Source organism: Pseudomonas sp. F3-2, assembly GCF_038804275.1.
Classification (GTDB): Bacteria; Pseudomonadota; Gammaproteobacteria; order Pseudomonadales; family Pseudomonadaceae; genus Aquipseudomonas.
This window is the reverse complement of record NZ_CP152388.1, coordinates 3,586,937-3,610,938: the sequence shown is the minus strand read 5'-3', so window position 1 is coordinate 3,610,938 and position 24,002 is coordinate 3,586,937. Positions and strand designations below refer to the sequence as shown.

General features: G+C 60.9%; 27 protein-coding genes and 2 tRNA genes. 16 read left to right on the top strand and 13 right to left on the bottom strand.

Going from position 1 to position 24,002, the window contains the following annotated elements; translation table 11 throughout:
* Positions 1-100 precede the first annotated feature (100 nt).
* Positions 101-1,369 carry an Nramp family divalent metal transporter gene (locus tag AAGQ88_RS16545; RefSeq protein ID WP_342655827.1) on the top strand — a complete coding sequence of 423 codons (1,269 nt, stop codon included), beginning with the start codon at positions 101-103 and terminating at the stop codon, positions 1,367-1,369.
* Between the two features lie 54 nt (positions 1,370-1,423).
* Here the strand turns inward: AAGQ88_RS16545 and AAGQ88_RS16540 are convergent, their stop codons facing one another.
* Positions 1,424-1,882 (bottom strand): DUF2214 family protein, encoded by a 459-nt coding sequence (locus tag AAGQ88_RS16540; protein WP_285424934.1) that lies wholly within the window; start codon positions 1,880-1,882, stop codon positions 1,424-1,426.
* A 368-nt stretch (positions 1,883-2,250) separates the two neighbouring features.
* The gene (locus AAGQ88_RS16535; RefSeq protein WP_342652972.1) at positions 2,251-3,360 is read right to left on the bottom strand and encodes a GNAT family N-acetyltransferase/peptidase C39 family protein; all 1,110 of its coding nucleotides are present in this window, start codon (positions 3,358-3,360) and stop codon (positions 2,251-2,253) included.
* A 90-nt stretch (positions 3,361-3,450) separates the two neighbouring features.
* Between AAGQ88_RS16535 and AAGQ88_RS16530 the strand changes: the two genes are divergently transcribed.
* Together AAGQ88_RS16530 and AAGQ88_RS16525 are read left to right on the top strand one after the other, a co-directional pair.
* Complete coding sequence (locus tag AAGQ88_RS16530; protein WP_285424932.1) at positions 3,451-5,034, top strand: RimK family protein; 1,584 nt, start codon at positions 3,451-3,453, stop codon at positions 5,032-5,034.
* Positions 5,035-5,038: 4 nt separating this feature from the next.
* On the top strand, positions 5,039-5,971 hold the full coding sequence (locus AAGQ88_RS16525; RefSeq protein WP_342652971.1) for a magnesium transporter CorA family protein: 933 nt from the start codon (positions 5,039-5,041) through the stop codon (positions 5,969-5,971).
* A gap of 203 nt (positions 5,972-6,174) precedes the next feature.
* Here the strand turns inward: AAGQ88_RS16525 and pbpG are convergent, their stop codons facing one another.
* Complete coding sequence (pbpG, locus tag AAGQ88_RS16520) at positions 6,175-7,116, bottom strand: D-alanyl-D-alanine endopeptidase (protein WP_285424973.1); 942 nt, start codon at positions 7,114-7,116, stop codon at positions 6,175-6,177.
* 274 nt (positions 7,117-7,390) lie between these two features.
* Between pbpG and AAGQ88_RS16515 the strand changes: the two genes are divergently transcribed.
* A complete protein-coding gene (locus AAGQ88_RS16515; protein ID WP_093459128.1) occupies positions 7,391-7,951 on the top strand; it encodes a hypothetical protein in 561 nt (186 codons plus the stop codon).
* A gap of 102 nt (positions 7,952-8,053) precedes the next feature.
* Here the strand turns inward: AAGQ88_RS16515 and AAGQ88_RS16510 are convergent, their stop codons facing one another.
* The 3 genes from AAGQ88_RS16510 to AAGQ88_RS16500 form a co-directional block, all read right to left on the bottom strand.
* Positions 8,054-8,236, bottom strand: coding sequence for a hypothetical protein (locus tag AAGQ88_RS16510; protein WP_285424930.1), 183 nt, complete (start codon positions 8,234-8,236; stop codon positions 8,054-8,056).
* Between the two features lie 184 nt (positions 8,237-8,420).
* A complete protein-coding gene (locus AAGQ88_RS16505) occupies positions 8,421-8,615 on the bottom strand; it encodes a hypothetical protein (RefSeq protein WP_093459126.1) in 195 nt (64 codons plus the stop codon).
* Between the two features lie 261 nt (positions 8,616-8,876).
* Positions 8,877-9,227, bottom strand: coding sequence for a hypothetical protein (locus AAGQ88_RS16500; RefSeq protein ID WP_093459125.1), 351 nt, complete (start codon positions 9,225-9,227; stop codon positions 8,877-8,879).
* 227 nt (positions 9,228-9,454) lie between these two features.
* On the opposite strand from AAGQ88_RS16500, the gene AAGQ88_RS16495 reads away from it, so the two are divergent.
* Positions 9,455-10,267 carry a shikimate 5-dehydrogenase gene (locus AAGQ88_RS16495; protein ID WP_342652970.1) on the top strand — a complete coding sequence of 271 codons (813 nt, stop codon included), beginning with the start codon at positions 9,455-9,457 and terminating at the stop codon, positions 10,265-10,267.
* Between the two features lie 105 nt (positions 10,268-10,372).
* Here AAGQ88_RS16495 and AAGQ88_RS16490 read toward each other — a convergent pair whose 3' ends face one another.
* Positions 10,373-11,041, bottom strand: a complete 669-nt coding sequence (locus AAGQ88_RS16490) for a DUF480 domain-containing protein (protein WP_342652969.1) — start codon at positions 11,039-11,041, stop codon at positions 10,373-10,375.
* Between the two features lie 117 nt (positions 11,042-11,158).
* Between AAGQ88_RS16490 and AAGQ88_RS16485 the strand changes: the two genes are divergently transcribed.
* Together AAGQ88_RS16485 and AAGQ88_RS16480 are read left to right on the top strand one after the other, a co-directional pair.
* Positions 11,159-11,668: a DUF1993 domain-containing protein gene (locus tag AAGQ88_RS16485; RefSeq protein WP_285424927.1), complete on the top strand. Its 510-nt coding sequence runs from the start codon at positions 11,159-11,161 to the stop codon at positions 11,666-11,668.
* A gap of 189 nt (positions 11,669-11,857) precedes the next feature.
* Entirely contained in the window at positions 11,858-13,015 is a 1,158-nt protein-coding gene (locus AAGQ88_RS16480; RefSeq protein WP_342652968.1) for an MFS transporter, read from the top strand.
* Here the strand turns inward: AAGQ88_RS16480 and nhaR are convergent.
* Positions 13,012-13,908, bottom strand: a complete 897-nt coding sequence (nhaR, locus tag AAGQ88_RS16475) for a transcriptional activator NhaR (protein WP_285424924.1) — start codon at positions 13,906-13,908, stop codon at positions 13,012-13,014. The two genes, AAGQ88_RS16480 and nhaR, sit on opposite strands and share 4 nt — an antisense overlap.
* Positions 13,909-14,027: 119 nt before the next feature.
* Here nhaR and AAGQ88_RS16470 point away from each other — a divergent pair, with 119 nt between their 5' ends.
* Positions 14,028-14,798 carry a TerC family protein gene (locus tag AAGQ88_RS16470; protein ID WP_342652967.1) on the top strand — a complete coding sequence of 257 codons (771 nt, stop codon included), beginning with the start codon at positions 14,028-14,030 and terminating at the stop codon, positions 14,796-14,798.
* Positions 14,799-14,886: 88 nt separating this feature from the next.
* Here AAGQ88_RS16470 and AAGQ88_RS16465 read toward each other — a convergent pair whose 3' ends face one another.
* Positions 14,887-15,066, bottom strand: a complete 180-nt coding sequence (locus tag AAGQ88_RS16465) for a hypothetical protein (protein WP_285424923.1) — start codon at positions 15,064-15,066, stop codon at positions 14,887-14,889.
* A gap of 219 nt (positions 15,067-15,285) precedes the next feature.
* Here AAGQ88_RS16465 and AAGQ88_RS16460 point away from each other — a divergent pair, with 219 nt between their 5' ends.
* Positions 15,286-15,990, top strand: coding sequence for a cysteine peptidase family C39 domain-containing protein (locus AAGQ88_RS16460; protein WP_285424922.1), 705 nt, complete (start codon positions 15,286-15,288; stop codon positions 15,988-15,990).
* Positions 15,991-16,049: 59 nt separating this feature from the next.
* Here AAGQ88_RS16460 and AAGQ88_RS16455 read toward each other — a convergent pair whose 3' ends face one another.
* On the bottom strand, positions 16,050-17,333 hold the full coding sequence (locus AAGQ88_RS16455; protein ID WP_342652966.1) for an FAD-binding oxidoreductase: 1,284 nt from the start codon (positions 17,331-17,333) through the stop codon (positions 16,050-16,052).
* 195 nt (positions 17,334-17,528) lie between these two features.
* Between AAGQ88_RS16455 and AAGQ88_RS16450 the strand changes: the two genes are divergently transcribed.
* Positions 17,529-17,605 (top strand) — tRNA-Val (locus tag AAGQ88_RS16450).
* 145 nt (positions 17,606-17,750) lie between these two features.
* Here the strand turns inward: AAGQ88_RS16450 and AAGQ88_RS16445 are convergent.
* Positions 17,751-17,978 carry a hypothetical protein gene (locus tag AAGQ88_RS16445; protein ID WP_093459117.1) on the bottom strand — a complete coding sequence of 76 codons (228 nt, stop codon included), beginning with the start codon at positions 17,976-17,978 and terminating at the stop codon, positions 17,751-17,753.
* Positions 17,979-18,199: 221 nt separating this feature from the next.
* Positions 18,200-18,538 (bottom strand): hypothetical protein, encoded by a 339-nt coding sequence (locus AAGQ88_RS16440; RefSeq protein WP_342652965.1) that lies wholly within the window; start codon positions 18,536-18,538, stop codon positions 18,200-18,202.
* A 185-nt stretch (positions 18,539-18,723) separates the two neighbouring features.
* Between AAGQ88_RS16440 and AAGQ88_RS16435 the strand changes: the two genes are divergently transcribed.
* From AAGQ88_RS16435 to AAGQ88_RS16425, 3 genes are all read left to right on the top strand, one after another.
* A tRNA-Val gene (locus AAGQ88_RS16435) sits at positions 18,724-18,800 on the top strand.
* A gap of 249 nt (positions 18,801-19,049) precedes the next feature.
* Positions 19,050-19,604 (top strand): DUF4174 domain-containing protein, encoded by a 555-nt coding sequence (locus AAGQ88_RS16430; RefSeq protein ID WP_285424919.1) that lies wholly within the window; start codon positions 19,050-19,052, stop codon positions 19,602-19,604.
* Between the two features lie 138 nt (positions 19,605-19,742).
* A complete protein-coding gene (locus tag AAGQ88_RS16425) occupies positions 19,743-20,087 on the top strand; it encodes a 2-oxoacid ferredoxin oxidoreductase (protein WP_342652964.1) in 345 nt (114 codons plus the stop codon).
* 92 nt (positions 20,088-20,179) lie between these two features.
* Here the strand turns inward: AAGQ88_RS16425 and AAGQ88_RS16420 are convergent, their stop codons facing one another.
* The gene (locus AAGQ88_RS16420; RefSeq protein WP_342652963.1) at positions 20,180-20,812 is read right to left on the bottom strand and encodes a DUF5666 domain-containing protein; all 633 of its coding nucleotides are present in this window, start codon (positions 20,810-20,812) and stop codon (positions 20,180-20,182) included.
* A 291-nt stretch (positions 20,813-21,103) separates the two neighbouring features.
* Between AAGQ88_RS16420 and AAGQ88_RS16415 the strand changes: the two genes are divergently transcribed.
* The 3 genes from AAGQ88_RS16415 to AAGQ88_RS16405 are packed head-to-tail and all read left to right on the top strand — an operon-like array spanning position 21,104 to position 23,959.
* The gene (locus tag AAGQ88_RS16415; RefSeq protein WP_285424916.1) at positions 21,104-22,186 is read left to right on the top strand and encodes an ABC transporter substrate-binding protein; all 1,083 of its coding nucleotides are present in this window, start codon (positions 21,104-21,106) and stop codon (positions 22,184-22,186) included.
* Positions 22,173-23,171: an ABC transporter permease subunit gene (locus tag AAGQ88_RS16410; RefSeq protein ID WP_342652962.1), complete on the top strand. Its 999-nt coding sequence runs from the start codon at positions 22,173-22,175 to the stop codon at positions 23,169-23,171. Before AAGQ88_RS16415 ends, AAGQ88_RS16410 begins: the two co-directional genes overlap by 14 nt.
* Complete coding sequence (locus tag AAGQ88_RS16405; RefSeq protein ID WP_342652961.1) at positions 23,165-23,959, top strand: ABC transporter ATP-binding protein; 795 nt, start codon at positions 23,165-23,167, stop codon at positions 23,957-23,959. Before AAGQ88_RS16410 ends, AAGQ88_RS16405 begins: the two co-directional genes overlap by 7 nt.
* Positions 23,960-24,002: the final 43 nt, after the last annotated feature.

The window sequence follows — 24,002 nt, the reverse complement described above, 5'->3', positions numbered from 1 at the left end:
TCTGCGAGTTTAAGCTCCGTGGCTGAACGCCACCCTGTATCGGATTCCTGTGAAGTACAAACTCCCCACTACCGCCACTGCACCTTTCTGTCCGTCCGCGGTGACCGACAGCGTCGCCATCCCGGCCAATGCGTCATTCCTGCGCAAATTGCTGCTGTTCGTCGGGCCCGGGCTGCTCATCTCCATCGGCTACATGGACCCCGGCAACTGGGCGACCGCCATCGAGGCCGGCTCGCGCTTTGGCTACGCGTTGCTGTTCGTCGTGGTGCTGGCGAGCCTGTCGGGCATGGTGCTGCAGAATCTGTGCTCGCGCCTGGGCATCGCGACCGGTCGCGATCTGGCGCAGCTCTCTGCGCAGCGCTACAGCCATCGGGTCGGCATGGGGCAATGGATTCTGGCCGAGCTGTCGATTCTGGCGACGGACCTGGCCGAAGTGCTCGGCGCCGCGCTGGCCTTTCATCTGTTGCTGGGCGTGTCGATTACCACGGGCGTGGCGCTGACGGCGTTCGACACGATCATCGTGCTGGCCTTGCAGGGCGCCAACTTCAGGCGCCTGGAGGCCATCGTGCTCGGCCTGATTGCCACGATCGCCACGTGTTTCTTCATCGAGCTGGTGCTGATCAAGCCGTTCTGGCCGGATGTCGCGGCCGGCCTCAAGCCCTCGTGGGACGTGCTGAGCAATCAGGAGCCGCTGTACATCGCCATCGGCATTCTGGGCGCAACCGTGATGCCGCATAACCTGTACCTGCACTCGTCAGTGGTGCAGACCCGGGTCAACGGCACGTCCGAACAGAGCAAGGCCAGCGCCATCCGCTATGCGCGGGTCGACACCATCGCTTCGCTGAGCCTGGCGCTGGTGATCAATGCGGCGATCCTGATTCTGGCCGCCGCAGCCTTTCACGGCAGCGGCCACGCCGACGTGGTGGAGATTCAGGACGCCTATCATCTGCTCGATCCGCTGGTGGGCGGCACGCTGGCCAGCATCCTGTTTGGCGTGGCATTGCTGGCCGCCGGGCAGAGCTCGACGTTCACCGGGACGATTGCCGGCCAGGTTGTGCTGGAAGGGTTTCTCAACGCCAAGATTCCGTGCTGGCAGCGCCGTCTGATCACACGCGCTTTGGCATTGATTCCGGCATTGGCGGGCGTGATCTGGTTCGGCGACGGCGCCGTGGGCAAAATGCTGGTGCTCAGTCAGGTGGTGCTCAGCCTGCAGCTGCCGTTCGCGCTCTGGCCGTTGATTCGCTTCACCAGCGACAGGCAATTGATGGGGCCGTTCGCCAACAGCGCCCTGACCAAAACCCTGGCGTGGGGGCTGTTCGGCCTGATCTCGGCGGCCAATCTGGCGCTCATGTACTTCTGGGTGAGTTGAGCGGCGACAGGCTCGCCGCCGCGCGTACACGGGTGCCGGGGAGGACGCCGTGCCTCAACTCAGCATGATGCCCCGGGCCATGCCAGTGGCAGCGATCACGATGATGACCATCAGCGCTGCCTCCATGTGACTGATGCGGGCAAAGCGACGTGACCGGGACATGTCGATGGTCTGTTGCCGCTTGAACGCGATGCGCCATTTGATCAAGGCGAACATCGGCACGATCTCCAGCGCCAGAATGGCGACGAAGGCGGTCATTTTCAGGTGAAACAGCGGCTGGTGCAGGTAGTAATACGAGCCTTTCTCCAGCCCGCCGAACGCGCGAAAGGCGCCGGTGATGAGCAGGATGCCCGCCGAAACGCCCCATATGTTGTCCACCACGAACACGTCGCGAAAGGATCGGGGATCGTCGGCGCGCAATCGCCGCAGTGCTCGCCCCCGAGCCAGTACCGCTGCCAACGCAAACCCGAACGCCAGTAAATGCAAAGCAGCCAGTACCCACTTGATGACCATGGCGCAACTCCCCCGAGCCGTTTCTGAAGCGAACTTCAACAGAGCAAGCGTAGCGGGTGGCTGGCGTTATGCGCGCCCGGCAAGATGAAAGAAACGAAGCACCGGGCAGGATGCAAACCGTTGTCATTTGTCATGTTCTTCGCGGCTGTGCCGAGGGCGTCGCGTGCGCGGATGCACGAAGTCGAAATAAAACGCTGTCATCCCCAATACTGCAATCGCGCAAATAATCATGAAGCCGATTTCCGAGTTTTCCACGTGAGTCATTCCAGACTGGCCACCGGCCGACGTCCTATTCATGCGCGTTGAAGCGAGGCACTTCAATGAATACGACGAACTCTTTACGCATGATTGGATAATGTTAATGCGGGTTATACGCCGGCCACCTCCGGACGGTATAAAACAACGGCGGCCCGGAGTTTGTCGGCGCCAAAACAGCTCATGCCATCGAACTCTTTATGACTGACCGGCATGTATTGGCAATCCATCGCCTGACGTTGCTGACTGTGATCGATATCCGGGTCGTGCAAGTAGACGAAATCGCTGTCGCAACCTGTTACCAGTACCCAGTGAGGGGCTTTGGAGCGCGTGAGTCGGTAACTGCTGATCAACACCAGGGCGAGACCGTTGTGCTGTTGCAGCGCGTGCAGGTCGAGGGGCAGATTGCCCAACTGACGCACCGGACTCCGGCTCAGTTCGCGGCTGAACTCCTGATGCACCAGGCGCATCACTTCGCGTTTTTCTTCGCTGCGCACGCCGGCGAGAAACAACGGCCCTTGCACCGACACCTGCAGACCGACATCAAACCCGCGTCTGAGTGCGGCCAGTGCCAGGCCTTGCGGGCTGCAACCCCCGTGGCCGGAGGTCATGAACACCGTGGTCGCTTCGCGCCATAGCTGCAGTTCTTCGTGGCGCTGCATCGCGCGTTCGGGCTGCAGCGCCTTCATCGCCATCAGCAGGCAGGCCGGCCCGCAGCTGAAATCCAGGGTTTGCGCGTAATAGGGCACATGGCGGGTGATGCCGACGGCATGCTCACGGATGCGCTTTTCGTAGCGCAGCGCACAGGCGTGGTCTTCGTAGTAATCGTCGATCCGGTCGAACAGGCGATACCCGTTGCGTTCGTACAGGCGAATGGCGGGGGTGTTGTCGGGCCGTACTTCCAGGCGCAGGTAGGCGCAGTCGCGCTCCCGCGCATGGCGCTCCGCCTGGGCCAACAACTGTTGGCCCAGGCCCTGGCCGCGCGCACGCTCGCTGATCGCCAGCGAATAGAGCCGTCCCAGCGAGGTGCCGCGATGAAACAGCAGCAGCGCATAGCCGGCCAGATGGCCATCGCCTTGGGCGACGATCAACCGGGCATTGGCGCGACTGACCATCCAGTGAAAACTGCGCGCATTCAGTCGGTCGGATTCAAAGCACTGGTTTTCCAGGACCAGCAACTCATCTACATCGGAAAGTTCGGCGAGGCGATAAATAAAGTTCATGTCGACAACCGTAAAGAGTGAGTAACGAAACGGGACATTTCTACAACGCCATGGTTAATAGAAAGGACTTGGTTCCCGAAGGATCTACTCATGAATGCGGTGCCGGTGAAGACCGATGAAGTATCGACACACTCTCAGCGTTCGGCAACATTTAATATTGAACCGCTGAAAGCGCTCTCCACACAGAGTCAACTATTGATCGTGGTCGAGCGCCTGGAAGACTGGTCTTCCTACTTGCCCAGTGATGACCTGATCACGGCGCAGGATTATATGGAAAGCCCGCCACAGACCCATGTCGGACAGCGTGTGCAGGTCATCAACCTGTGTCGCAGTTACCGGTACCTGGGCCATGGTTATTATTGTTCGCTGCTGGCCGAAGCACGGGGTCATCACGTGATTCCTTCGGTGAAGACCATCAGTGAGCTGGCGCGCAAATCGCTGTACGGTCTGGCACTGGACGACCTGGACAAACGGCTGGAGCACGCGTTGCGTGACCATCCCTATGACGAGACCGAGGGCTTCACGCTGAGCCTGTATTTCGGCCAGACCGACCTCGTGCCGTTGCAGGATCTGGCGCGCCAGCTGTTCGAAGCCTTTCCCGCGCCGATCCTGCTGGTGCAGTTTCGCAAACGCGAGCACTGGCACGTGGTCGGCATCAAGACGGGGGCGATGACGCGTCTGCGTGACGATCAGCAGGATCAGTTCGCCCAGTCGCTGGACAGCTTCAGCCGCAAGATCTGGCGCCAGCCGCGATCGCGTCGCACCTACCGTTACGACATGGCGATTCTCCACGACCCGCAGGAGGCGCTGCCGCCATCCAATTCCAAAGCGCTGGAGAACTTCATTCGCGTCGGTCAGCAACTGGGCATGGACGTCGAGTTGATCGAGAAGAAGGACTATTCACGCCTGGGTGAATACGACGCCCTGTTGATCCGCGAGACCACCCGCGTCGACAACCACACCTACCGTTTCGCCAAAAAGGCCGAGAGCGAAGGGCTGGTGGTGATGGATGACCCTGCGTCGATCCTGCGCTGCACCAACAAGGTCTACCTGACCGACTTGCTCAAGCGCCGCAACCTGGGCATGCCCGCCACCGAGATTCTGTACAAGGAGCGACCGGACGACCTCACGCGCGTGGCCAGCCGGCTGGGGTTTCCGCTGGTCCTGAAAATCCCCGATGGCTGCTTCTCCAAAGGTGTGATCAAGGTGCAGGACGCCCGGCAGCTGCAGGACGCCGCCGACCAGTTGTTCGAGCAGTCGGTGCTATTGCTGGCGCAGGAATACCTCTACACCGAGTACGACTGGCGGATCGGCGTGCTCAACCGCAAGCCGGTGTTTGCCTGCCAGTACTTCATGTCCAAGGGCCACTGGCAGATCTATAACCACAAGGCCAAGGGCGCCGAGATCAACGGCGAGTGTCGGACCCTGGCGGTTCATGACGCGCCCAAGGCCGTTGTGGAGCTGGCCGTGAAGACCGCCAACCTGATCGGCGACGGCTTGTACGGTGTCGACCTCAAGCAATCGGGCGATCGGGTGGTGGTGATCGAAGTGAACGACAACCCCAACCTTGATGCCGGTATCGAAGACGCCTGGTTGCAGGACGATCTGTACGCGCTGGTGCTCGAGGAATTCATCCGCCGTCTCGACGTCAAGCGTCGCGGCCTGGCGGGCTGATGCCGTGATCAAGGGGCATCGCCTTGAGGCGGGCGCGTTGCGCGAGTGTGCCGAGCCGGACGCTACTGTGCTCTGGTTCAGCCAGCCGGATGCGCAGGAGAGGGCGCGTCTGCTGGAGCGTTTTCAACTGGATGACCATGCGCTGGCGTCGGCGCTGGATCCGGACGAAGTCGCGCGGATCGAGTTTCACCCCAACGGGCTGTTCATGATCTGGAAGCGTCCGGAAAATTATTCCGGGCAGGACAGCTTCTGCTTTGACGTGTCCTCATTCGGCCTGCTGCTCAGCCACGACCAGATGGTGCTGATCTGCGCCGATGACCGCCAGCTCGGCGAGCTGGATCAGCATCGGCCGATGCAGGAGCCGCTGGACGTATTGCTGCAGGTGCTGTTCAACAATATCCATCACTACCTGGGCCACTTGAAGGTGATCAAACTGATCGCCCGGGAATTGCAGCAGCAGTTCAACGCCTCGATGGACAGCCGCCATCTGGTGCAGATGTTCAACCTCAGCGAGAGCCTGGTCTATTACATCAACGCCATCGACAGCAATGGCTCGGTGCTGACCCGGCTGCGCAATCATGCGCACAAGCACCACTTTTCCATTGACAGCCTGGCGCTGATCGAAGACATGATCATTGAGAACGAGCAGTGCCATAAACAGGCGAACATCTATTCCACGGTGTTCGCCAGCCTGATGGACGCACGGGGCAATCTGGTCAACAACAACACCAATAACCTGCTGCGCAAATTGACGCTGATCAACGTGGTGTTCCTGCCGCTGAACCTGCTGGCGGGCATCGGCGGGATGTCCGAATACAGCATGATGACCACGCCGCTGCCCTGGTGGATCAGCTACCCGGCCCTGCTGGTCGGCATGGCCGGGCTGGGCACGGCCATGGTGGTGGTGCTCAAGCGCATGGCCAGGATTCGCAGCTGAAGGCCTGACCGGACCGGTGAATGTCAGCTCGCAACGCGGGACGGCGCGCTGGCTTTATCCGGCTTTACCGAGACAATGCGCAGACCCGTAGGACCGGCTTTAGCCGGGAAGGCGTAGGGCGCCGCGCTGCAAGCGTGATGTCCTGCGCACTGCCATCTTCCCGGGTAAAGCCGGCCCTACACGCCGCCAATGACTGCAGGCAATCAATCCGACGCCTGGAGCCCTTTCTGCTTCATCACCAGGTTCTTTTCCTTCTTGTACTGCAGCGCCACTTCCGGCGCCGGACCGCTCTTGCCGGTCTCCATCCACAGACGCATGCGGCTGGCATCGGCGAAATGGGTGTATTTGCCGAAGGCATCGAGAATCACCACCGACACCTGACGATTGGCCATGCTGGTCAGCAGCACCAGGCAGTGCCCGGCCTGGTTGGTGAAACCGGTCTTGGTCAGTTTGATGTCCCAGTTCGACTTGCGCACCAGGTGGTCAGTGTTGCTGAAACCCAGGGTGTAGGTGGGCTTGCGGAAGGTCACGGTCTTTTCCGGCGTGGTGCTCAATTCCCGCAGCATCGGGTAGTTGCGGGCGGCAAGCGCCAGTTTGGTCAAATCGCGCGCAGTCGATACGTTGAACACCGAGAGGCCGGTCGGCTCCATGTAAACGGTGTGGCTCATGCCCAATGCCTTGGCCTTGGCGTTCATGGCCTTGATGAAGGCCGGGTAGCCGCCCGGATAGCTGTGCGCCAGGCTCGCTGCCGCGCGGTTCTCCGACGACATGAGGGTAATCAGCAGCATGTCGTGGCGGTTCAACTCGCTGCCCAGCTTGACCCGGGAAAACACGCCCTTCATTTCAGCGGTCTGCGAGATATCGACCTTGATCATCTCGTCCATCGGCAGCTTGGCGTCAAGGGTGACCATGGCGGTCATCAGTTTGGTCACCGAGGCGATCGGCACGATGACGTCCGGGTTGCTCGAATACAGCACCTGACCGGTCTGCAGGTCAGTGATCATGGCGCTGCCGGACGCCAGATGAAGGTTGGCAGGGTCGCGATTGAAAGCGGCGGGTTCGTTCGCAAGGGCACCGGTGGAAAGTGCCGAGCCTGTAAGTGCAAATAATAGGCCGATGAGTGATGTGCGAATTTTCAAGAGCAGAGCTCACTTATTGATGGAAACACCATGGAACGCCGTACTTATTAAAGGACGACAACAAGATCGGCGCATTTTAGGAGCATGTTTCCAGAGATGTCGATGGGGCCCCGTGCCGTTTCGTCAATAAAAGCAGCTCGTATGGGTGGCGTTCAGGTTTCCGGTTAAAAAAGCCTGTATTTAAAAGGGTTGGATCGAATATTCATGGCACTCGCGACAGCCACCGATTAGCATTCCACGCCATTGAATCGTCTTGCCACATTGAATCAGGAGTTGCGCAATGCCCAAGGGGTTTATCAGCAAGGATTACACCGTGCCGGTGTTCGCCGCAGTGATCGTCGCGGTGCTCTTGCTTGCGATCGGTCTGTTCGCCAGGTCTTCGGACTGGGCGGGTTGGGTTCAGGCCATCGGCTTGATTGCAGGGCTGATGGCAGCCGTTGCCGTGCCCGCCATTCAGAAGCGCGACGACCTTGCATTCCAGCGCAAGCAGGTGCGTGACCGCGAGACCGGCTATGCCCGGCGCATGCAGTACCTGTGTGGCGAACTGAGCGAACTGCTGGCACGCATCACCGTCAACCTGGTGCACCTGCGCGCCAGCGACCGGCACCGCCAGCAACGCACGCTCGACGACTTCCTGCATCGGCTGTTCGAGTCGCACAAGCTGGATCAGAACGACGACCGCATCGTCATCGCCCATGAACTGCGACTGGTCGCCAATGACCTGATCGACGAAATGGAAAGCGGTCGCTCGGATCGCGTCGTGCTTGCTGCCCTGGAAAAGCGCTTGCAGAAGCTCGCCCATCGGTGCCAGGTCAATGTCGCCCTCGCTGAACGAGGCTGAATCCGGCCAGGTATTTCAGGCAAAAAAAAGCCCGCGTCAGGGGATGCGGGCTAAAGGGAAGTGCGGAGCAACGCACGATTTCAGGGAAGAGCGAATTCGGTTTCAGCTGTTGAGCTGGCGGGTTTCAATCTGTTGCGAGAGCGCCTGTGCGGCTGGCAGCGACAGCAGCGGGCCGCTGACGGGCTCACCGTCCTGCATCAAGTACCAGCACGCCAACAGGCCACGTTCACGAAGTTGAGCGGGAACTGCGCTGCCGATTACCGACATGATTTGAACCTTGGTCATAAGTGCCTCCATCAATCTATGGGGCTACTTTACGGGGCCGGGTCCGCAGGCAGAAATCACTGCTCTCGATAGTCGTCATTGACGTGGGACGGGTGCAGCCGCCTGAAGCCGTCAGCGGTGGCGGCAGGGCGGGGCGTGCGCAAGGGAGGCGAGGCGTGGCTGCAACTGCGCGACGTGCGGCGCGTCAGTCAACGACCTGATCAAGCATGGCGACCACTTCTTCCTCTGACAGCAGGCCCTGTTCCACCAGGTTCTGCGCCAGCAGCGACAGAAACTTCGCCGTGCGGTGACCTTCCAGACTCTTGAGTTCGGTGAGCGCGTTGTAGACCTTGCCAGAAGTGCAAAGTCCGGCGGTGCGGTGCGGATTCTGTGTCGGCATTGGGCGTACCTGTTGTTATTGAAGGCTGACGCGACAGTCGCCAGTAAGACGATGCCTGAAGTATGTACGTTTGGGCAGGCGTTGATGTTCCGGGAACGACCTCTTTTATCGCAATGCCCACCCGTGAAGCCTTGGAGAAACTTCACCCGCGTATTCTGTACATCTTCGGCGGGCTGGAAACGACAACCCCGCCTGATCGGCGGGGTTGGTATCGAGCGCGGCGCTGTAAGCAGCAGCGCTCATGTCAGGGTCGGCTCGCTGTTACCAGCGACCGCCACCATGGTAATAGCCCGGTGGCGGGCCGTAGTAACGTGGCGGGCCATAGTAGCGGGGTGGACCGTAAACCACGGGACGCTCAACGACATAAGCAGGCTGGTAGTAAACCGGTGGCGGTGGTGGCGGTGCGTAATACACCGGAGCCGGGGCCGCATACACCGGAGCGGGCGCCACGTAGGTCGGGCCCGACGCGACGGCTGCACCGACCACGCCGCCAACGACTGCGCCAATTACGGCCGCTCCACCCCAGCCTGGGCCGCCGCCATGGGCTTCAGCCTGGCCTGCAAGGGCGAGGGCACCTAACAACAAGGCAACCTTGGGGATGTGACGAATCATGACTGTTCCTCGGTGTTCAGTCCCGTTGTCGCGGGCCTGCGTTACGCTCAGGCACTGCCACGGGATAACTACTCAGACAACGGGTTGCGAAATTTCTGCGGCGCCGTTGGGTAAATTTTGTGTAAGGTCTTCGACAACTTTGCTGACAATTGCTTGTTCTAACCACCGCAAGCGACGCAATTCTACGCCTTTCCTGAGGCGCCACCTAATACCGTTCGGGAGATTTCATGTTGGTCACTGCCAGTAAAGAAACACTGTTATGCATGTCTTTGGCCGGGCGGCCCGGCAACTTCGGCGTGCGGTTTCATAACCATCTTTATCAGCAGTTGGGACTTAACTTTTATTACAAGGCTTTTGCGCCAAATGACCTGCCGGCTGCCATCGCCGGCATGCGATCACTGGGTATTCGCGGCTGTGGCGTGTCCATGCCGTTCAAGGAGGCGAGCATCGCCCTGATCGATGAAATGGATGCGTCGGCGGCGGCGATTCAGTCGATCAACACCATCGTGAACACTGACGGCCATCTAAAGGCGTACAACACCGACTATATCGCTGTCGCGCAGTTGCTGGAGGCGCACGCCGTTCCGCGCACACGCTTTGCCTTGCGCGGCAGTGGCGGCATGGCCAAGGCGGTGGCGTGCGCGATGCGTGATGCCGGATTCACCGAGGGTCTGATCGTGGCGCGCAACGAGGCGGCCGGTCGCGCGCTGGCGAGCACCTGTGGCCTGGAGTGGCAGGCGGAACTGGGCAGCGAGCGCCCGCCGTTGCTGGTCAACGTCACGCCGCTCGGCATGGCGGGCGATCAGGCCGACGCCCTGGCCTTCGAAGAAGCGGCTATCGAGGCCGCGGACACCGCATTCGACGTCGTGGCGACTCCCGCACGCACGCCGTTCATTGTTCACGCCGAAAGCGCCGGCAAGCGTCTGATCACAGGTGATCAAGTGGCGGCCATTCAGGCGCTGGAACAGTTCATTTTGTACACCGGGGTGACGCCGACCGAGGAGCAATATCAAGCCGCCGCCGCGTTCGCCCGGGGATAGAGCCGCTGGCTCGATCGCAGCGGCCGCCCGATTTACGCCAGTGATCAGGCGCATCCGAATGGCGTTGTTTCGCCAGCGCAGTGTGAGTCGAGGGTCGCTGCGGCCTCAGCCTTCGAGTTTCGCCAGCCGTTCTTCCAGTGCGGCGATCCGCGCTTCCAGTGCTTCAACCCGGTCCGTCAGGGCCGCGCTGCCGCCACTGGAGCGTTCCGGCGACTGCTGCCGCGCCGCCAGCAGCGCCTGCATGTCGGCCGGATCGCCCAGTGCGTGGGTGTAGCGGTCCTCGCGCTGACCGGCCTGTTTTGGAATCAACAGCGCCAGGCCGCGGCCGATCAATCGCTCCAGCTGATGGACGACCGCTTCGCCGTCTTCGAAATCGTGCATGCGCTGGCTGCGGGTCAGCAGTTCGTTGACCGTCTGCGGACCGCGCAGCAGCAAAAGGCCGGTCAGAATCACCTGCGCCGGGACCAGCTCGAGGGTTTTGTCGACACGGTGTTCCCAGCGATCGGCGCGGCTGCCCATGACCAGCCGCGTCAGTTGCAGGCTTTCAAGGGCGCGAAGGCCTTGACCCACCTGGCCGGCGGTCAGGTTCATCACAGGTTCGCGGCTGGTTTTCTGATTGCATGCCAGCACCAGCGCATTGAGGGTCAGAGGATAGGTTTCAGGGTTGCTCGCCTGCTTCTCGATCAGGCAGCCCAGAATGCGCACTTCGGTACTGTCGAGCTGCAGCGCATCGGCTGCGTCTGCGGTATTGCCGGAATCCAGATCGGCGGACATGGCCGTTTCCCCACGCGTTGAAAAGGCTATGAGGGTAGGGGCTGGATGAGGTAAAAGACAAGCCGCGTTCGCATGCGCGACATGCGCCTAAATACGCCCCTCTTTTCAGGAACTGCCATGACGATCTCTCTGTACGCCGCTTCGATTCCGGTCATCAAACAAATGCTCACTGCCCTGGGCAATGTGCTGGCCAAAGGCGAAGCCCACGCCACCGCGAAAAATATCCAGCCCGATGCGCTGCTGCAGGCGCGGCTGTTCCCGGACATGTTCCCGCTGACCCGGCAAGTCCAGATCGCCGTCGAGTTCGCCAAGGGCGCCGGCGCTCGTCTGGCGGGCGTCGAACAACCGACCTTCGCGGACGCGCAGACCACGTTTGCCGATCTGCAGGCCTTGCTCGCTCAGACCCTGGCGTTCCTCGACACCCTGACGCCGGAGCAAATCAACGGCAACGAAGAGCGCGAGATCGTACTGCGCCCGGGCACCGACAAGGAGAAGCGTCTGAGTACCCAGACTTACCTGGTTCACTACGCGCTGCCGCAATTCTTTTTTCACGTGACCACGGCGTACGACCTGCTGCGTCACAACGGCGTTGAAGTCGGCAAACGCGATTACATGGGCGCTTACTGATCGCCGATACCCGGACGGGCGTGAACGCCTGATCCTCGCCGCCGTCTGCCTGCTCAGGCGGCGGTCCTGCTTGCAGGCCGCGCGATGGCGATGCTGTCGCCGGTCTCTGTTAATATCCGCATTCCGCTTTACGTCATCCCCGATCGGCCGCTCCGCAAGGACTGGTCGTTTCGTCGTTCTGGAGTGTTCATGTTCTTTCCCATTTACCTGTTATCGGCCGCCGGTTTCACCGTGCTGACGACAGAGTTCGTCATTGTCGGGCTGCTCCCGGCGATTTCCCGCGATCTGGCCGTGACGATCCCGCAGGCCGGCCTTCTGGTCACCCTGTTCGCGTTTACCGTCGCCTGCTTCGGCCCGTTCCTGACAGCCTGGTTTTCGCGATTCGAGCGCAAGCGCCTGTTCATCTCGGTGCTGATCATGTTCGGTGTCGCCAACGCCGTGGCCGCGATAGCGCCCAATATCTGGGTCATGGCCGTCGCGCGATTGATTCCTGCCCTTGGCCTGCCTGTGTTCTGGGCGCTGGCCAGCGAAACCGCCGTCGACATCGTCGGCCCCGATCACGCCGGTCGTGCGATCGCCAAGATCGGATTCGGCATCGTCTGCGCCACTGTCTTCGGCATTCCGGTGGGCACGTTGATTTCTGATGCCTTCGGCTGGCGCAGCGCGTTCGCCATTCTCTCGGTCGTGGCGTTTGCCAAGGCGCTGTTGCTGTTCATTTATCTGCCACGCAGCGTGCACAAGGATCAGGCTTCTTTTCGCAGTCAGTTCCGCATCCTGCGCAGCCCGCTGATGCAGGGGCACGTGCTGCTGTCGGTGCTGGTTTTCAGCGGCATGTTCACGGCCTACACCTACCTGGCCGACATGCTCGAACGGCTGGCCGGTTTCAACGGCACGGTGGTGGGGTGGTGTCTGATGGGGTTCGGCGCGGTCGGCCTGCTGGGCAATTCGCTGGGCGGTCGGCTGGTTGATCGTCATCCACTGATCGCCAGCCTGACGTTCTGCACGTTCATGATCGGTGGCATGGTGATGGTGGTGCCGAGCATGCACTCGTTGCCTGCGCTGGCATTGGCACTGGCGGTATGGGGCGTGACCCAGGCCGCGCTGTTTCTGGTCAGTCACGTGCGGCTGATGAAGGCCGCGCCCGAGGCGCCTGCGTTCGCTGCCTCGCTGAACATCGCCGGGGCCAACCTGGGGATCGGCATTGGCGCGATCATTGGCGGGCGGGTCATTGACCGACTGGGTCTGGGCAGCCTGGGGTTCGCGGCTGCCGGGATCATTCTGCTGTCGATCCTGCTGGCGCTGCTGCTCATGGCCGCAAGACCGGCCGCCGGGCGTTGTGAGGCTTAGTCGGTGAACAGCTGGCGTCGGGCACCTTCGGTGATGGCGACGATGCCGGGATGCTTGACCTTGCGCTCGACCGAGATCGCGTAGAACGACTCGGTCACTGCGTCGGTCTGGCCGATCAGTTCGACGTCATATTGCTCCATGACCTCGTCGGCGATGACACTGGGCGCGATGAAGATCCCGCTGCCGGATTTACCGAATGCCTTCATCAGCGCACTGTCGTCGAATTCACCGACGATTTTCGGTTGCACGTTCTGCTCGGCAAACCAGCGCATCAGGCGACTGCGCACCACGGTCTGCTGCCCCGGAATCAGCAACGGCGCGCCCTGCATGCCGTGGGGAAAATCCCGGCCATAAGTCTGCGCCAGGCTTCGCGTGGCGAAAAAGCTGATCCCGCATTCGCCGAGTTTCTGGCTGTAGCCTTTAATGTCCAGATGAGAGGGCATGGGGCTGTCGGAAATCACCAGGTCAAGGCGCTGAATCGCAAGGTCCGCCAGCAGCCGTTCGAGCTGGTCTTCGCGGCAACTGATACGGATCGACTCGCTCAAGGCCATGGTCGGCGCGATCAGCCGATAGACGATGGACTTGGGCACAACGTCCGCTACGCCCACCCGAAACAGAATCTGCTGTTCGTCCGGTTGCGCACGCAGCACTGCCTCAAGTTCGCCGCCCAGCTGGAACATCTGTTCAGCGTAGGGCAGGGCGACGCGCCCGGTTTCGGTCAGCTCCAACTGGCGACCGACGCGCTTGAACAGCTCCACGCCGAAGGTCTGCTCCAGAAGGCTGATCTGCCCGCTGACGGTTTGCGGCGTAAGGTTCAGCTGTTCGCAGGCGCGCACGATGCTGCCGGTCTTGGCGACGACCCAGAAATAGTGCAGTTGACGGTAGTTGAGCATGCTGATGAACACTTCGGGAAAACCGAAGTATACACCTTGAAAATACGAATTTTGCTGAAGTGTTTCCGTCCCTAGAATGCCGACTGTCTTCTTTGAACTGAACCTGGACGAACCGTTATATGGAATACCTTCTGGAATTGGTGGTAAGCCCCACGGCGTGGATCGCGCTGGCGACGCTGGTGGTGATGGAAATCGTGCTGGGCATTGATAACCTGATCTTCATTTCGATTCTGACCAACAAATTACCGGTGCATCAACGCACCCGAGCACGCCGTATCGGCATCAGCATGGCGCTGATTCTGCGTCTGGGCCTGTTGAGCACCGTGGCCTGGATTGTCCAGTTGACCGAGCCGGTCATTGAAGTCTTCGGGCAGACCTTTTCGTGGAAGGACATGATCCTGATCGCCGGTGGTCTGTTCCTCGTCTGGAAAGCCACGACTGAGATCCATCACAGCGTGGACATCAAGAGCGAGGAGGAGAAAGCCGTCTCCAACACCGTCAGCCTGGGGATGGCCGCCGCCATTGGCCAGATTCTGATGCTCGACCTGGTCTTCTCCATCGACAGCATCGTGACTGCAGTCGGCATGACCGAACACTTGCCGATCATGATCATCGCCGTCGTTGCTGCGGTGGTGGTGATGCTGGTGGCGTCGGAACCGCTGGCGAAGTTCATCAACGATAACCCGACCGTCGTCATGTTGGCCCTGGGCTTCCTGATCATGATCGGTATGACGCTGATCGCCGAAGGCTTCGGCGCCCACGTGCCGAAAGGCTACGTGTACACCGCCATGGCGTTCTCTGCCTTGATCGAGGGCCTGAACATGCTGGTACGCCGCGCTCGTCAGAAACGCCTGGAGGCCGAGGCCGGGGCTGAGACGCAGAAGGGCTGATCATCCGGTACAGCTGAAGCAACGCAAAACGGTAGGGATGGGGACTCCATCACCGACCGTTTTTTTTTGCCGCTATTTCTGCCGAGTGTCAGTGCGCCGTGGCGTGACGGTGCTTGCGCTCCAGCGCGCGGGCGGGTTTGGCGGTATCTGCCTGTTGCCTGTGGTGCGGATGGTGACGGCGGGAAATCCGCATCACACCCCACAACATGGCGCCAGCAACGGCGAGCCAGGCAGCGATCAACATCACAATGGTCATTCCGAGGCTCATGGGTTCCTCCGGTCTTCTGCTCTTCGTCTCTCTGTAGTCGACAGTCTAGTACGTAGGTTGTTGCTGAAAATTGACCGATGGTATTAAACCCATGACCGTTTTGTTCTATGCGCGCGCGCGGACTGCGCATTGAGGCTATACCCAAGGTCAGCGCGGCTCTATGATCGGCGTCCAGGCCGGGTCGCGGGTTGCCCGGTGTCAGATGAGTGAGTGAACAACGTGTCGGTACTGTCTCGGTTGGATGTCGCTGCAGGGAAACGCAAATGGCTGGCGCTCGCGGTGTTACTGACCGTTGGCGGTTGCTCCAGCTCCACTGACTGGAAGCCGGGTTATCCCGCGCAATACAAACGCTTGCCGGACCGGGTAGAGATCAATGCGGTCCCGTTCTTTCGGGGCAAGGATTATCAGAGCGGGCCTTTTGCGCTCGCCAGCATGCTGACCGTGCATGGCGTACAGACCACGCCGGGGTTGCTGGAAAAGCCGCTGAAACTGCCGGGGGCCGAGGACCGGCTGGAGCGCAGCATGCTCGATCTGGCGCGTGAATACGGCTTCGTGGTCTATCCGGTCGATCATCAACTGCCCGATTTGCTGGCCCAGGTCGCTGCGGGTTATCCAGTGATGGTGCGCTTTTCGGAAGGGTCGATGTGGTGGAAAGAGCAACGCTACGGCGTGCTGGTGGGCTACAACCAGAACAAGCGTACGGTGCTGATTTACACCGGGCTGGGGCGTCTGACGGTCAGTTTCGAGGAGTTTACGTCCGACTGGAACAGCGCCGACAATTGGGCGGTGCTGGTTCAGGGGCCGCGTCAACTGCCTGCGCCCGTGGATCGGGAACGCTGGTTGAAGTCCGCCAACGAACTGGCCCAGGCGGGTCAGGAGCAGGCAGCGGGTGAGGCAGTCAAAGCGATCAACAACGCGCATTGAGCCCTGTGACACTGGCCGACGGCAGCGCCTGAGGTGCGCTGTCGGCAAGGTGCTCTCGTTCAGAAGCCCAGTTTGTCCCGCAGGCTGTAGTACCACGCGCCCAGCGCAGTCAGCGGTGTGCGCAGCAATTGTCCGCCGGGGAACGGGTAGTGCGGCAGCCCGGCGAACGCGTCAAAACGTTCTGCCTGACCCCGAAGCGCCTCGGCCAGCACCTTGCCCGCCAGATGCGTGTAGGTCACGCCGTGACCGCTGCAGCCTTGAGAGTAGTAAATATTGTCTCCCAGCCGGCCGACCTGGGGCAGGCGTGACAGCGTCAGCAAAAAGTTGCCGGTCCAGGCGTAATCGACCTTCACGTCTTTGAGCTGCGGGAAGGCCTTGAGCATCTTCGGCCGGATAATCGCCTCGATGTTCGCCGGGTCGCGCGCGCCGTACACCACGCCGCCACCGAAGATCAGACGCTTGTCGCCTGAGAGTCGATAGTAATCAAGCAGATAGTTGCAGTCCTCGACGCAGTAATCCTGCGGCAGCAAGGTGCTGGCCAGTTCTTCGCTCAGTGGCTCGGTGGTGATCACTTGCGTCCCGCAGGGCATCGATTTGGCCGCGAGTTCCGGCACCAGATTGCCCAGATAGGCGTTGCCGGCGACGATGATGAACTTCGCCCGCACCGAGCCCTGGGCGGTGTGCACCACAGGGTTGGCGCCGCGTTCGATACGAACGGCTGCCGACTGTTCGTGAATGACGCCACCCAGCGACTCGACCGCGGCGGCTTCGCCCAACGCCAGGTTCAGCGGGTGGATATGGCCGCCGCTCATGTCGAGCATGCCGCCGATGTACTGATCGCATGCGACCACTTCGCGTATGCGCCGCTGGTCCATCAGCTCAAGTTGCGTGTGGCCGTAGCGTTCCCAGAGCTTTTTCTGTGATTTCAGATGGCCCATCTGCTTGGCCGTCAGCGCGGCAAAAACGCCACCATCCTTGAGGTCGCACTTGATCCCGTATCGGGAGACGCGCTCGCGGATGATGCTTGCGCCCTCGAATGCCATTTGCCCCATGAGCTGCGCGTCTTTGCCGCCGACGGTGCGTTCGATCACGTCGATGTCGCGGCTGTAGCTGTTGACGATTTGTCCGCCGTTGCGGCCCGAAGCGCCGAAGCCGACTTTTGCAGCTTCCAGCACAGTGACGTTGAATCCGTTTTCCAGGAGAAACAGGGCGCTGGACAGTCCGGTGTAGCCAGCGCCGATGATGCACACGTCAGTCTGGACGTCGCCTTGCAACGCCGGGCGGGCAGGTGCGGAATTGGCCGACGCGGCGTAATAGGACTGTGGATATGGAGTGTTCGTCATCCTGTAAACTCCCGTTCTATATTTTTTACGAATCCGCCGATCGTACCTGAGAAGAAAATCGGCCACCAGCCAGGCAGCAGCGCACGTCCCGCAGAAGAGAAACCGATGGGTGTCTAAAAACTTTGGATATTCAGGAGGTTAGCGAGAATTCGTGTTGACACGGATTTCAATATCCGTAGAATGCCGACCCACAGCAGGCACGTAGCTCAGTTGGTTAGAGCACCACCTTGACATGGTGGGGGTCGTTGGTTCGAGTCCAATCGCGCCTACCAGATAAATCCGCTCTGCTGGGCGGTAACAAAAAAGGGTGATCCGAAAGGGTCACCCTTTTTTGTTTGCAAGCAATGCAGCTGCAACGGGCGAGCCCGAGGCGTCTGGCCTTTTCAGCTCAGTTGCGATGCCCGGGCAATCCTGGCGTTATTCGGACCTGGCGCGAGTAATCCGGCCAGCTTTGATCTCATCCACGTAAGCGCGCAGCCGATCGGCGTCTTTGTACTGCTGGTTCATCAGGTGCAGCACGGCCACCACGTCAACGTCTTTGACGCGCTCGGCCAGGCGACTGATCTCCCCGGCCGTACGCTCGAGGTTGCCGGCGATCGTATTGAGGTCGCGCTTGAGTTCCAGCGCCGATTTCTTCATCCCCACGGTATTGCTCTCCTTCAGCCTGCATTCGTTCCAAGGCGTTCATCTCGTCGCCTCTGGTGGGCGCGGAATATAGCAAAGCCTCGAGGTGACGTGCGGCATGACGGCTCGGGTAATAACAGTCGAGCAATAACAGTCGAGTCATAACCGTGCGGATATGGCAAAGGGCGCTCGTGGAGCGCCCTTTGTGGATCATCCGCCGCCAGCGCGGAACTTCGGATTGATCAGCCGCCTGCGCCGCCCGCACTGGATGAGCTGCCGCCCGAACCTTTCGAGCTGCCTGCCGAACCGCCGCCAGTGGTGTCGCCGCCCGGAAGATCGGCATCGTTGTCGTTGCCTGTCCCATTGCTCATCGAGGTGCCCATGCCACTGCGGATGCCTACGCCCGAGCCGCTGTCCATGTCGGTGCCTTGTCGGGCTGGATCCTGACCCTGCTGGCGAGGGTCTACACCCGTCTGCGAAGGTGGCGGCCCCATGCCTGGAGCGGTCGAACCTGCGGCAGCCATGAATGAAGCGCAGGTCAGGGCGCAGCCAAGCGCCAGTGCCGCAATTGATTTGTTCATCAGGTGATCTCCTTGTCGTGGTCCTTACCTGAACTTGGTCATCTGTGACACGAACATCGTGCCATCATGGCGACCAGCGGCATTTGTCCGGCGACGCCTCGTAAAAAATTCGCATATTCATAGGCTTAAGGCGCGAAAAAGACGTTGACACACATTTGAATATCCGTAGAATGCCGACCCACAGCAGGCACGTAGCTCAGTTGGTTAGAGCACCACCTTGACATGGTGGGGGTCGTTGGTTCGAGTCCAATCGCGCCTACCAGATAAAATCCGCTCTGCTGGGCGGTGCGAAAAGGGTGATCCGAGAGGGTCACCCTTTTTTTGTGTCCGTTTACCGTCCTGAATGGGCCGGCACGTCCTTCACTCCTCCCCGGATTCCCGGCGCGTGGCATCGCGTTCCACTCACCAAACCTGGCTCTCGACAAAAAAATTCCTGATTTTTCAAGCTATCGGCTGGACCTTTTGCCACGATGCGCGATCATCAGTGCATGGAAATCGAAAGGAGGTGTGTATGTTTAGTCGGTCGCTGACCCTTGCCATTCTGTTCGCCGTTGCAGGCCCGTTGTTTGCCGCTGACGGTGATACCCCATTGACTCAGGAGCGTGGCAAGTCTCGTCCGTTGATCATCATCGCTTCCAGCTCGGTCGACCCGACGCTGGTGAGCCTCAAGAAAAGCCTCGACGAACCTGCCAACAAAGAAGCCTTCGCCAAGCGCAACATGGTTCTCTATACGGTCGTGAACATGATCGGCCAGCGCAACGGCAAGGACATGGATGCACAGGCGACCATGTCGCTGATTCGTGATCTGAAGCTGGGTGCGCGGCCGGGCGATCAGGCGCAGGTGATTCTCGTCGGCAAGGACGGCGAAACGAAGATCGACCATAAAGGCTCGATCGATCCCAAGGAAATTTTCAGCACCATCGACCAGATGCCGATGGCTGAAAAAGAAGCGGCTGCCGCGCCAAGCGCGCCGGTTGCCGAACCCAAGGCGGCAGCGCCGGCTGGCAAGCCAGGCAAGGCCGGCAAAAACGCGCCCGCCGCTCCGCCTGCGGGGCTGGATGACTGACCCTGCAACGGTTCGCCTGGTGGCTGCACGACAAGCATCATGCAGCCACGCTTCGAGGGTCGTCATGTTGATCCGTGGCGGTAGGGAATCCTCGGGCTTGCTGCTAAGATCGCGGTTTTTTCAGCGATAAGGAATGTCATGAAACATTGGGCGGGCGCGGTTGCGCTGGTGATGCTGGCCGGCTGCATGAGCTTGAATCAAACGCGGTCTGCGGGACCTGCGCATGTGTACGCGAGCCAGAAACCGGCCGCGGCGGTGGCTGAGTGCATCAAGGTCACCTGGGCCAATGTGCAGCTGTTCGGGGATGTCGCCGACGTGTTCATGGAAACGGGCAAGCCGGGCGAGTTCACCGTTTACACCACCGAAGGCGAGTATTTCGCCGACGTGCTGGGGAAGGGCGGCTCAACCACCATCAATTTCTACGCCAAACCGGGTGCCAAAGTGGTCGACCAGCGCGGCGCAGTGCTGGCGACATGTCTGTGATCAGCCTCAGTTGACCGACCGTTCGGAGGCGCCCTGCAAAGGCGCCTCCGCACGGTGCATCACTGGCGAACCACGCGCAACGGTTTCAGGTCCTACATCGGCGGCGTCACGCCATTTTCCCCGGCAGAAATCGACAGCGCGGTCAGGGTGTCGTCTGCACCTTTCTGTGCCTGCAGCACGATCTTCACACCAGGCTTGAGCAGGTTGCGATCACCCGGCACGAGGTTGACGATCGGGACGTCATCCGGAATCAGAATCTTCTTCTGGCCACCTTTGTAATTGACCGTGATGGTGCGGCCTTCGCTGGTGACCAGATCCCCCACCGACCCATTGGTCATGGTGCTGTCCTTGGCAAGGTCGAACGCCCTATGGCCGTCGCCGGTGCCGGCCATTTCCGGGGGAAAGACATGCACCTCCAGCGCTTTCAACGTGCCATCCGGCATTGGCACGGCGGCCGAGCCGATGTAGCTGCCAGGCTTGATTTCCGACACCTGAGCCAGCGTCACGCCGCGTACCTGGGTGTCCGGCGTGAGGTTGACCTGAACATCCTCACCACGGTTGCTGTGGACCTTCAAATGGTCGCCTTCAACCGCCGTGATCGCGCCGCGCACACGCGTAGGTTTGGCATCGTCCGCCCTAGACACGCCCGAGGCGAACAGTGCGGCCGCCAGCAGGCCTGGAATCAGCAGGGAGTCGCGCTTTCGTTTACCAGTCTGGGTTCTCATGGGTCTCACATTCCCGAGTGGTTGTTCTGATTCACCAGCTTAGCCGCACCGGCGCATGCCTGGATGACATCGCTGTCAGAAACCTCCGAAGCCGATGGGCCACACTACGCATCATGCCGCGGGTACTGCCGCGTTACATAGACTGTTTGCATAGTCATTTAGAATAAAAATGAATTTAAGTAATTAAAGATCGGGTGATAAGGTTTTAAGCAGTCGCTGGAACCTTAGAATTGGTTATTAGAACCTTCCAGATTGACGCGTCCATTTCATTCATCTGGTAAGGGAACACCCATGGCCGTTTTCGATCATCTGAGCCGTCGTCGTGTGCTGGGGCTGGCAAGCGCCGCACTGGCATCACCGTTTCTGCTGTCGCTGCCACGCAGCGTCTGGGCCATCGACGAGCATGCCGATCATGCAGCGCATGGCGCAGAGGCGTCAGCGGAGCCGGCCGGCACCGGCGAATTCATCCGGCTCGACCAGCCGCGTGCGTTGAAGCTGGCGATCAACCTCAATGCAGTGTGTCTGGCGCCGGTGGTCATCGCCCACGGTCAGGGATTTTTCAAGAAGCACAATCTGGATGTCGAACTGGTCAATTTCGGCAACTCCACCGAGGTGCTGCTCGAGGCGATTGCCACTGGCAAGGCGGATGCGGGAATCGGCATGGCGCTGCGCTGGCTCAAGGCCCTCGAACAAGGTTTCGACGTCAAGCTGACGGCAGGCACTCATGGCGGCTGCCTTCGTCTGCTGAGCGCCGCGAATGGCGGCGTGAGCAGGCTTGAAGACCTCAAAGGCAAGGCCATTGGTGTCACGGACATGGCCAGCCCTGACCGCAATTTCTTTTCCATTTTACTGAAGAAGCACGGCGTCGACCCGACCCGCGATGTCGAATGGCGGCTCTATCCGGCCGATTTGCTCGGCACGGCGCTGGAGCGTGGCGAGGTTCAGGCGGTCAGCGGCAGCGACCCGTTCATGTATCGCTTGATCAAGGCCGGCAAGGCCCGCGAGTTGTCGACGAATCTGGTGGAGGAGTACGCCAACCTGAGCTGCTGCGTGGTGGGCGTGACCGGCAAACTGGCGCGCGACGACAAGCGCGTGGTGGCGGCGCTGACCCAGGCGATCCTCGAAGCCCACGATTACTCGGTGAAGCACCCGGAGGAAGTGGCCAAAGGTTTCCAGGCCTACGCGCTCAATACCACGACCGAGGAAGTGGTCGCCATTCTTCACGATCACACCCACGGCCATCACGCCGTCGGCGCCGCGCTGACCGCCGAGATCGCCACCTACGTGCGTGACCTCAAGACGGTCGAGGTGATTCGCCAGAGCACCGATGCCAACACCTTTGCCGGGGAGATCACCGCCGATGTCTTCAGTTGAGGTGTCCGCGATCCGGGCGCGGGCTGAATCCCCGACGTCCGGGCTCTGGCTGCAAGGGCTCGTTGCCGCCGCCTTCTGGCTGGCCTCCGCGCTGCTGATCGTTTACCTGCCGAACGCCACGCGCACCTGGCCGATGACGCAGGGCCTGGCGAATGTGTGTCTGGCGGTGACCGGTCTGATCGTGCTCGCGGTCATCGTCGCACGCTGGTCGCAACGGCTGTCGGCGCGGACCCGACACCTTGGGCCGTGGCTGATCGCCTTGCCCGTGGTGCTGAGCCTCTGGGAATTGCTCACGGCCAAGCTCGCCTGGTTGCCCGTGCCATTCTTCGCGCCGCCCCAGGCATTGCTCGACGTCTACGTCGAAGACTGGCCACGACTGGCCGACAGCCTGTTTCACTCGGCCATCCTGTTGGGCAGCGGCGTGGCGCTGGGCGCAATCACCGGCTTTATCGCCGGGGTCGCCATCGGCTGGTCGCGCAGCATCGGCTACTGGCTTCACCCGGTGCTGCGGATTCTGGGACCGGTGCCGTCGACGGCGTTGCTGCCGCTGTGCTTTTTCCTGTTCCCCAGCAGCTGGAGCGCGAGCGTCTTTCTCATTGCCCTGGCGACCTGGTTTCCGGTCACCGTTCTGACGTGGTCCGGTGTGTCCAGCGTCGACAAGGCCTACTACGACGTGGCCCGTACGTTGGGCGCCAGTCAGCGTTTCCTGATTTTCAAGGTCGCCATTCCCGCTGCCTTGCCGCACGTTTTCGTCGGATTGTTCATGGGCCTGGGCGCATCGTTCTCGACCTTGGTGGTCGCGGAAATGATGGGCGTGAAATCCGGCATCGGCTGGTATTTGCAATGGGCGCAGGGTTGGGCGGCGTACGCCAACATGTATGCCGCGTTGTTGATCATGGCGCTGGCCTGTTCAGGGTTGATTTCAGCGCTGTTTCTGGTGCGTGACCGGCTATTGGCCTGGCAGCAAGGAGCAATGAAATGGTGAGTACGGCACGCGCATTGAACGCTGGGGCCAGCCCGGGTTTGTCGCTGCGCATCGATAACCTCAGCCACGGGTTTTCCCTCGAAGGGCACACGTTGCCGGTGCTCGAGCGTGTCTCGCTGAACGTCGAGCCGGGCGAATTCGTCGCGCTGCTGGGGCCTTCCGGGTGCGGCAAGTCGACGTTGCTGCGACTGGTGGCGGGGCTGGAATCCGCGGACAGCGGAACCCTGGCCGCCGACGGGGCAGACATCACCGGGCCGGACCCGAGTCGGGTCGTGGTGTTTCAGGACCCTACGCTGTACCCGTGGCGCAGGGTCTGGGACAACGTCGCCCTGGGGCTCGAAGCACAGGGCTTGCTGAAAACCACCAAGGGCAAGGTCGACGAGGCACTGGCCAAAGTGGGTCTGAGCCAGTTTGCCCGGGCCTATCCACGTCAGCTGTCTGGCGGCATGGCGCAACGCGTGGCGCTGGCGCGAGCCTTGGTCAACGAGCCGAGACTGCTGATTCTCGATGAGCCTTTGGGCAAGCTGGATTCCCTCACGCGGATCGCCATGCAGCAGGAGCTGATCGATCTCTGGCAGCGTCAGGGGTATACCGCGCTGCTGGTGACCCATGACGTTGAAGAGGCCTTGCTGCTGGCCAATCGGGTGATCGTGTTCAGCGACCGGCCTGCGAAGATCAAGGCCCAGCTGACCATCGAACGGCCTTATCCGCGGCACCGTGATGACCCGTATCTGGTCGATTTGCGCAAGCAGATTCTGGGGTTGCTGGGGTTGGGCGAGAGCTGGTGAGGCGAGGGCTGCGCGCGCCGTGAGTGACGGCGGCGCGCAGGTT

Coding starts and splice junctions, on each gene's coding strand:
- AAGQ88_RS16540 (WP_285424934.1), bottom strand. CDS start 1,882: ATGGTCATCAAGTGGGTACTGGCTGCTTTGCATTTACTGGCGTTCGGG.
- AAGQ88_RS16500 (WP_093459125.1), bottom strand. CDS start 9,227: ATGATTCGTCACATCCCCAAGGTTGCCTTGTTGTTAGGTGCCCTCGCC.
- AAGQ88_RS16510 (WP_285424930.1), bottom strand. CDS start 8,236: ATGACCAAGGTTCAAATCATGTCGGTAATCGGCAGCGCAGTTCCCGCT.
- AAGQ88_RS16535 (WP_342652972.1), bottom strand. CDS start 3,360: ATGAACTTTATTTATCGCCTCGCCGAACTTTCCGATGTAGATGAGTTG.
- AAGQ88_RS16420 (WP_342652963.1), bottom strand. CDS start 20,812: ATGAGAACCCAGACTGGTAAACGAAAGCGCGACTCCCTGCTGATTCCA.
- AAGQ88_RS16485 (WP_285424927.1), top strand. CDS start 11,159: ATGACGATCTCTCTGTACGCCGCTTCGATTCCGGTCATCAAACAAATG.
- AAGQ88_RS16470 (WP_342652967.1), top strand. CDS start 14,028: ATGGAATACCTTCTGGAATTGGTGGTAAGCCCCACGGCGTGGATCGCG.
- AAGQ88_RS16480 (WP_342652968.1), top strand. CDS start 11,858: ATGTTCTTTCCCATTTACCTGTTATCGGCCGCCGGTTTCACCGTGCTG.
- AAGQ88_RS16425 (WP_342652964.1), top strand. CDS start 19,743: ATGAAACATTGGGCGGGCGCGGTTGCGCTGGTGATGCTGGCCGGCTGC.
- AAGQ88_RS16515 (WP_093459128.1), top strand. CDS start 7,391: ATGCCCAAGGGGTTTATCAGCAAGGATTACACCGTGCCGGTGTTCGCC.
- AAGQ88_RS16430 (WP_285424919.1), top strand. CDS start 19,050: ATGTTTAGTCGGTCGCTGACCCTTGCCATTCTGTTCGCCGTTGCAGGC.
- AAGQ88_RS16495 (WP_342652970.1), top strand. CDS start 9,455: ATGTTGGTCACTGCCAGTAAAGAAACACTGTTATGCATGTCTTTGGCC.
- AAGQ88_RS16405 (WP_342652961.1), top strand. CDS start 23,165: ATGGTGAGTACGGCACGCGCATTGAACGCTGGGGCCAGCCCGGGTTTG.
- AAGQ88_RS16455 (WP_342652966.1), bottom strand. CDS start 17,333: ATGACGAACACTCCATATCCACAGTCCTATTACGCCGCGTCGGCCAAT.
- AAGQ88_RS16440 (WP_342652965.1), bottom strand. CDS start 18,538: ATGAACAAATCAATTGCGGCACTGGCGCTTGGCTGCGCCCTGACCTGC.
- AAGQ88_RS16530 (WP_285424932.1), top strand. CDS start 3,451: ATGAATGCGGTGCCGGTGAAGACCGATGAAGTATCGACACACTCTCAG.
- nhaR (WP_285424924.1), bottom strand. CDS start 13,908: ATGCTCAACTACCGTCAACTGCACTATTTCTGGGTCGTCGCCAAGACC.
- AAGQ88_RS16410 (WP_342652962.1), top strand. CDS start 22,173: ATGTCTTCAGTTGAGGTGTCCGCGATCCGGGCGCGGGCTGAATCCCCG.
- AAGQ88_RS16415 (WP_285424916.1), top strand. CDS start 21,104: ATGGCCGTTTTCGATCATCTGAGCCGTCGTCGTGTGCTGGGGCTGGCA.
- AAGQ88_RS16505 (WP_093459126.1), bottom strand. CDS start 8,615: ATGCCGACACAGAATCCGCACCGCACCGCCGGACTTTGCACTTCTGGC.
- AAGQ88_RS16490 (WP_342652969.1), bottom strand. CDS start 11,041: ATGTCCGCCGATCTGGATTCCGGCAATACCGCAGACGCAGCCGATGCG.
- AAGQ88_RS16465 (WP_285424923.1), bottom strand. CDS start 15,066: ATGAGCCTCGGAATGACCATTGTGATGTTGATCGCTGCCTGGCTCGCC.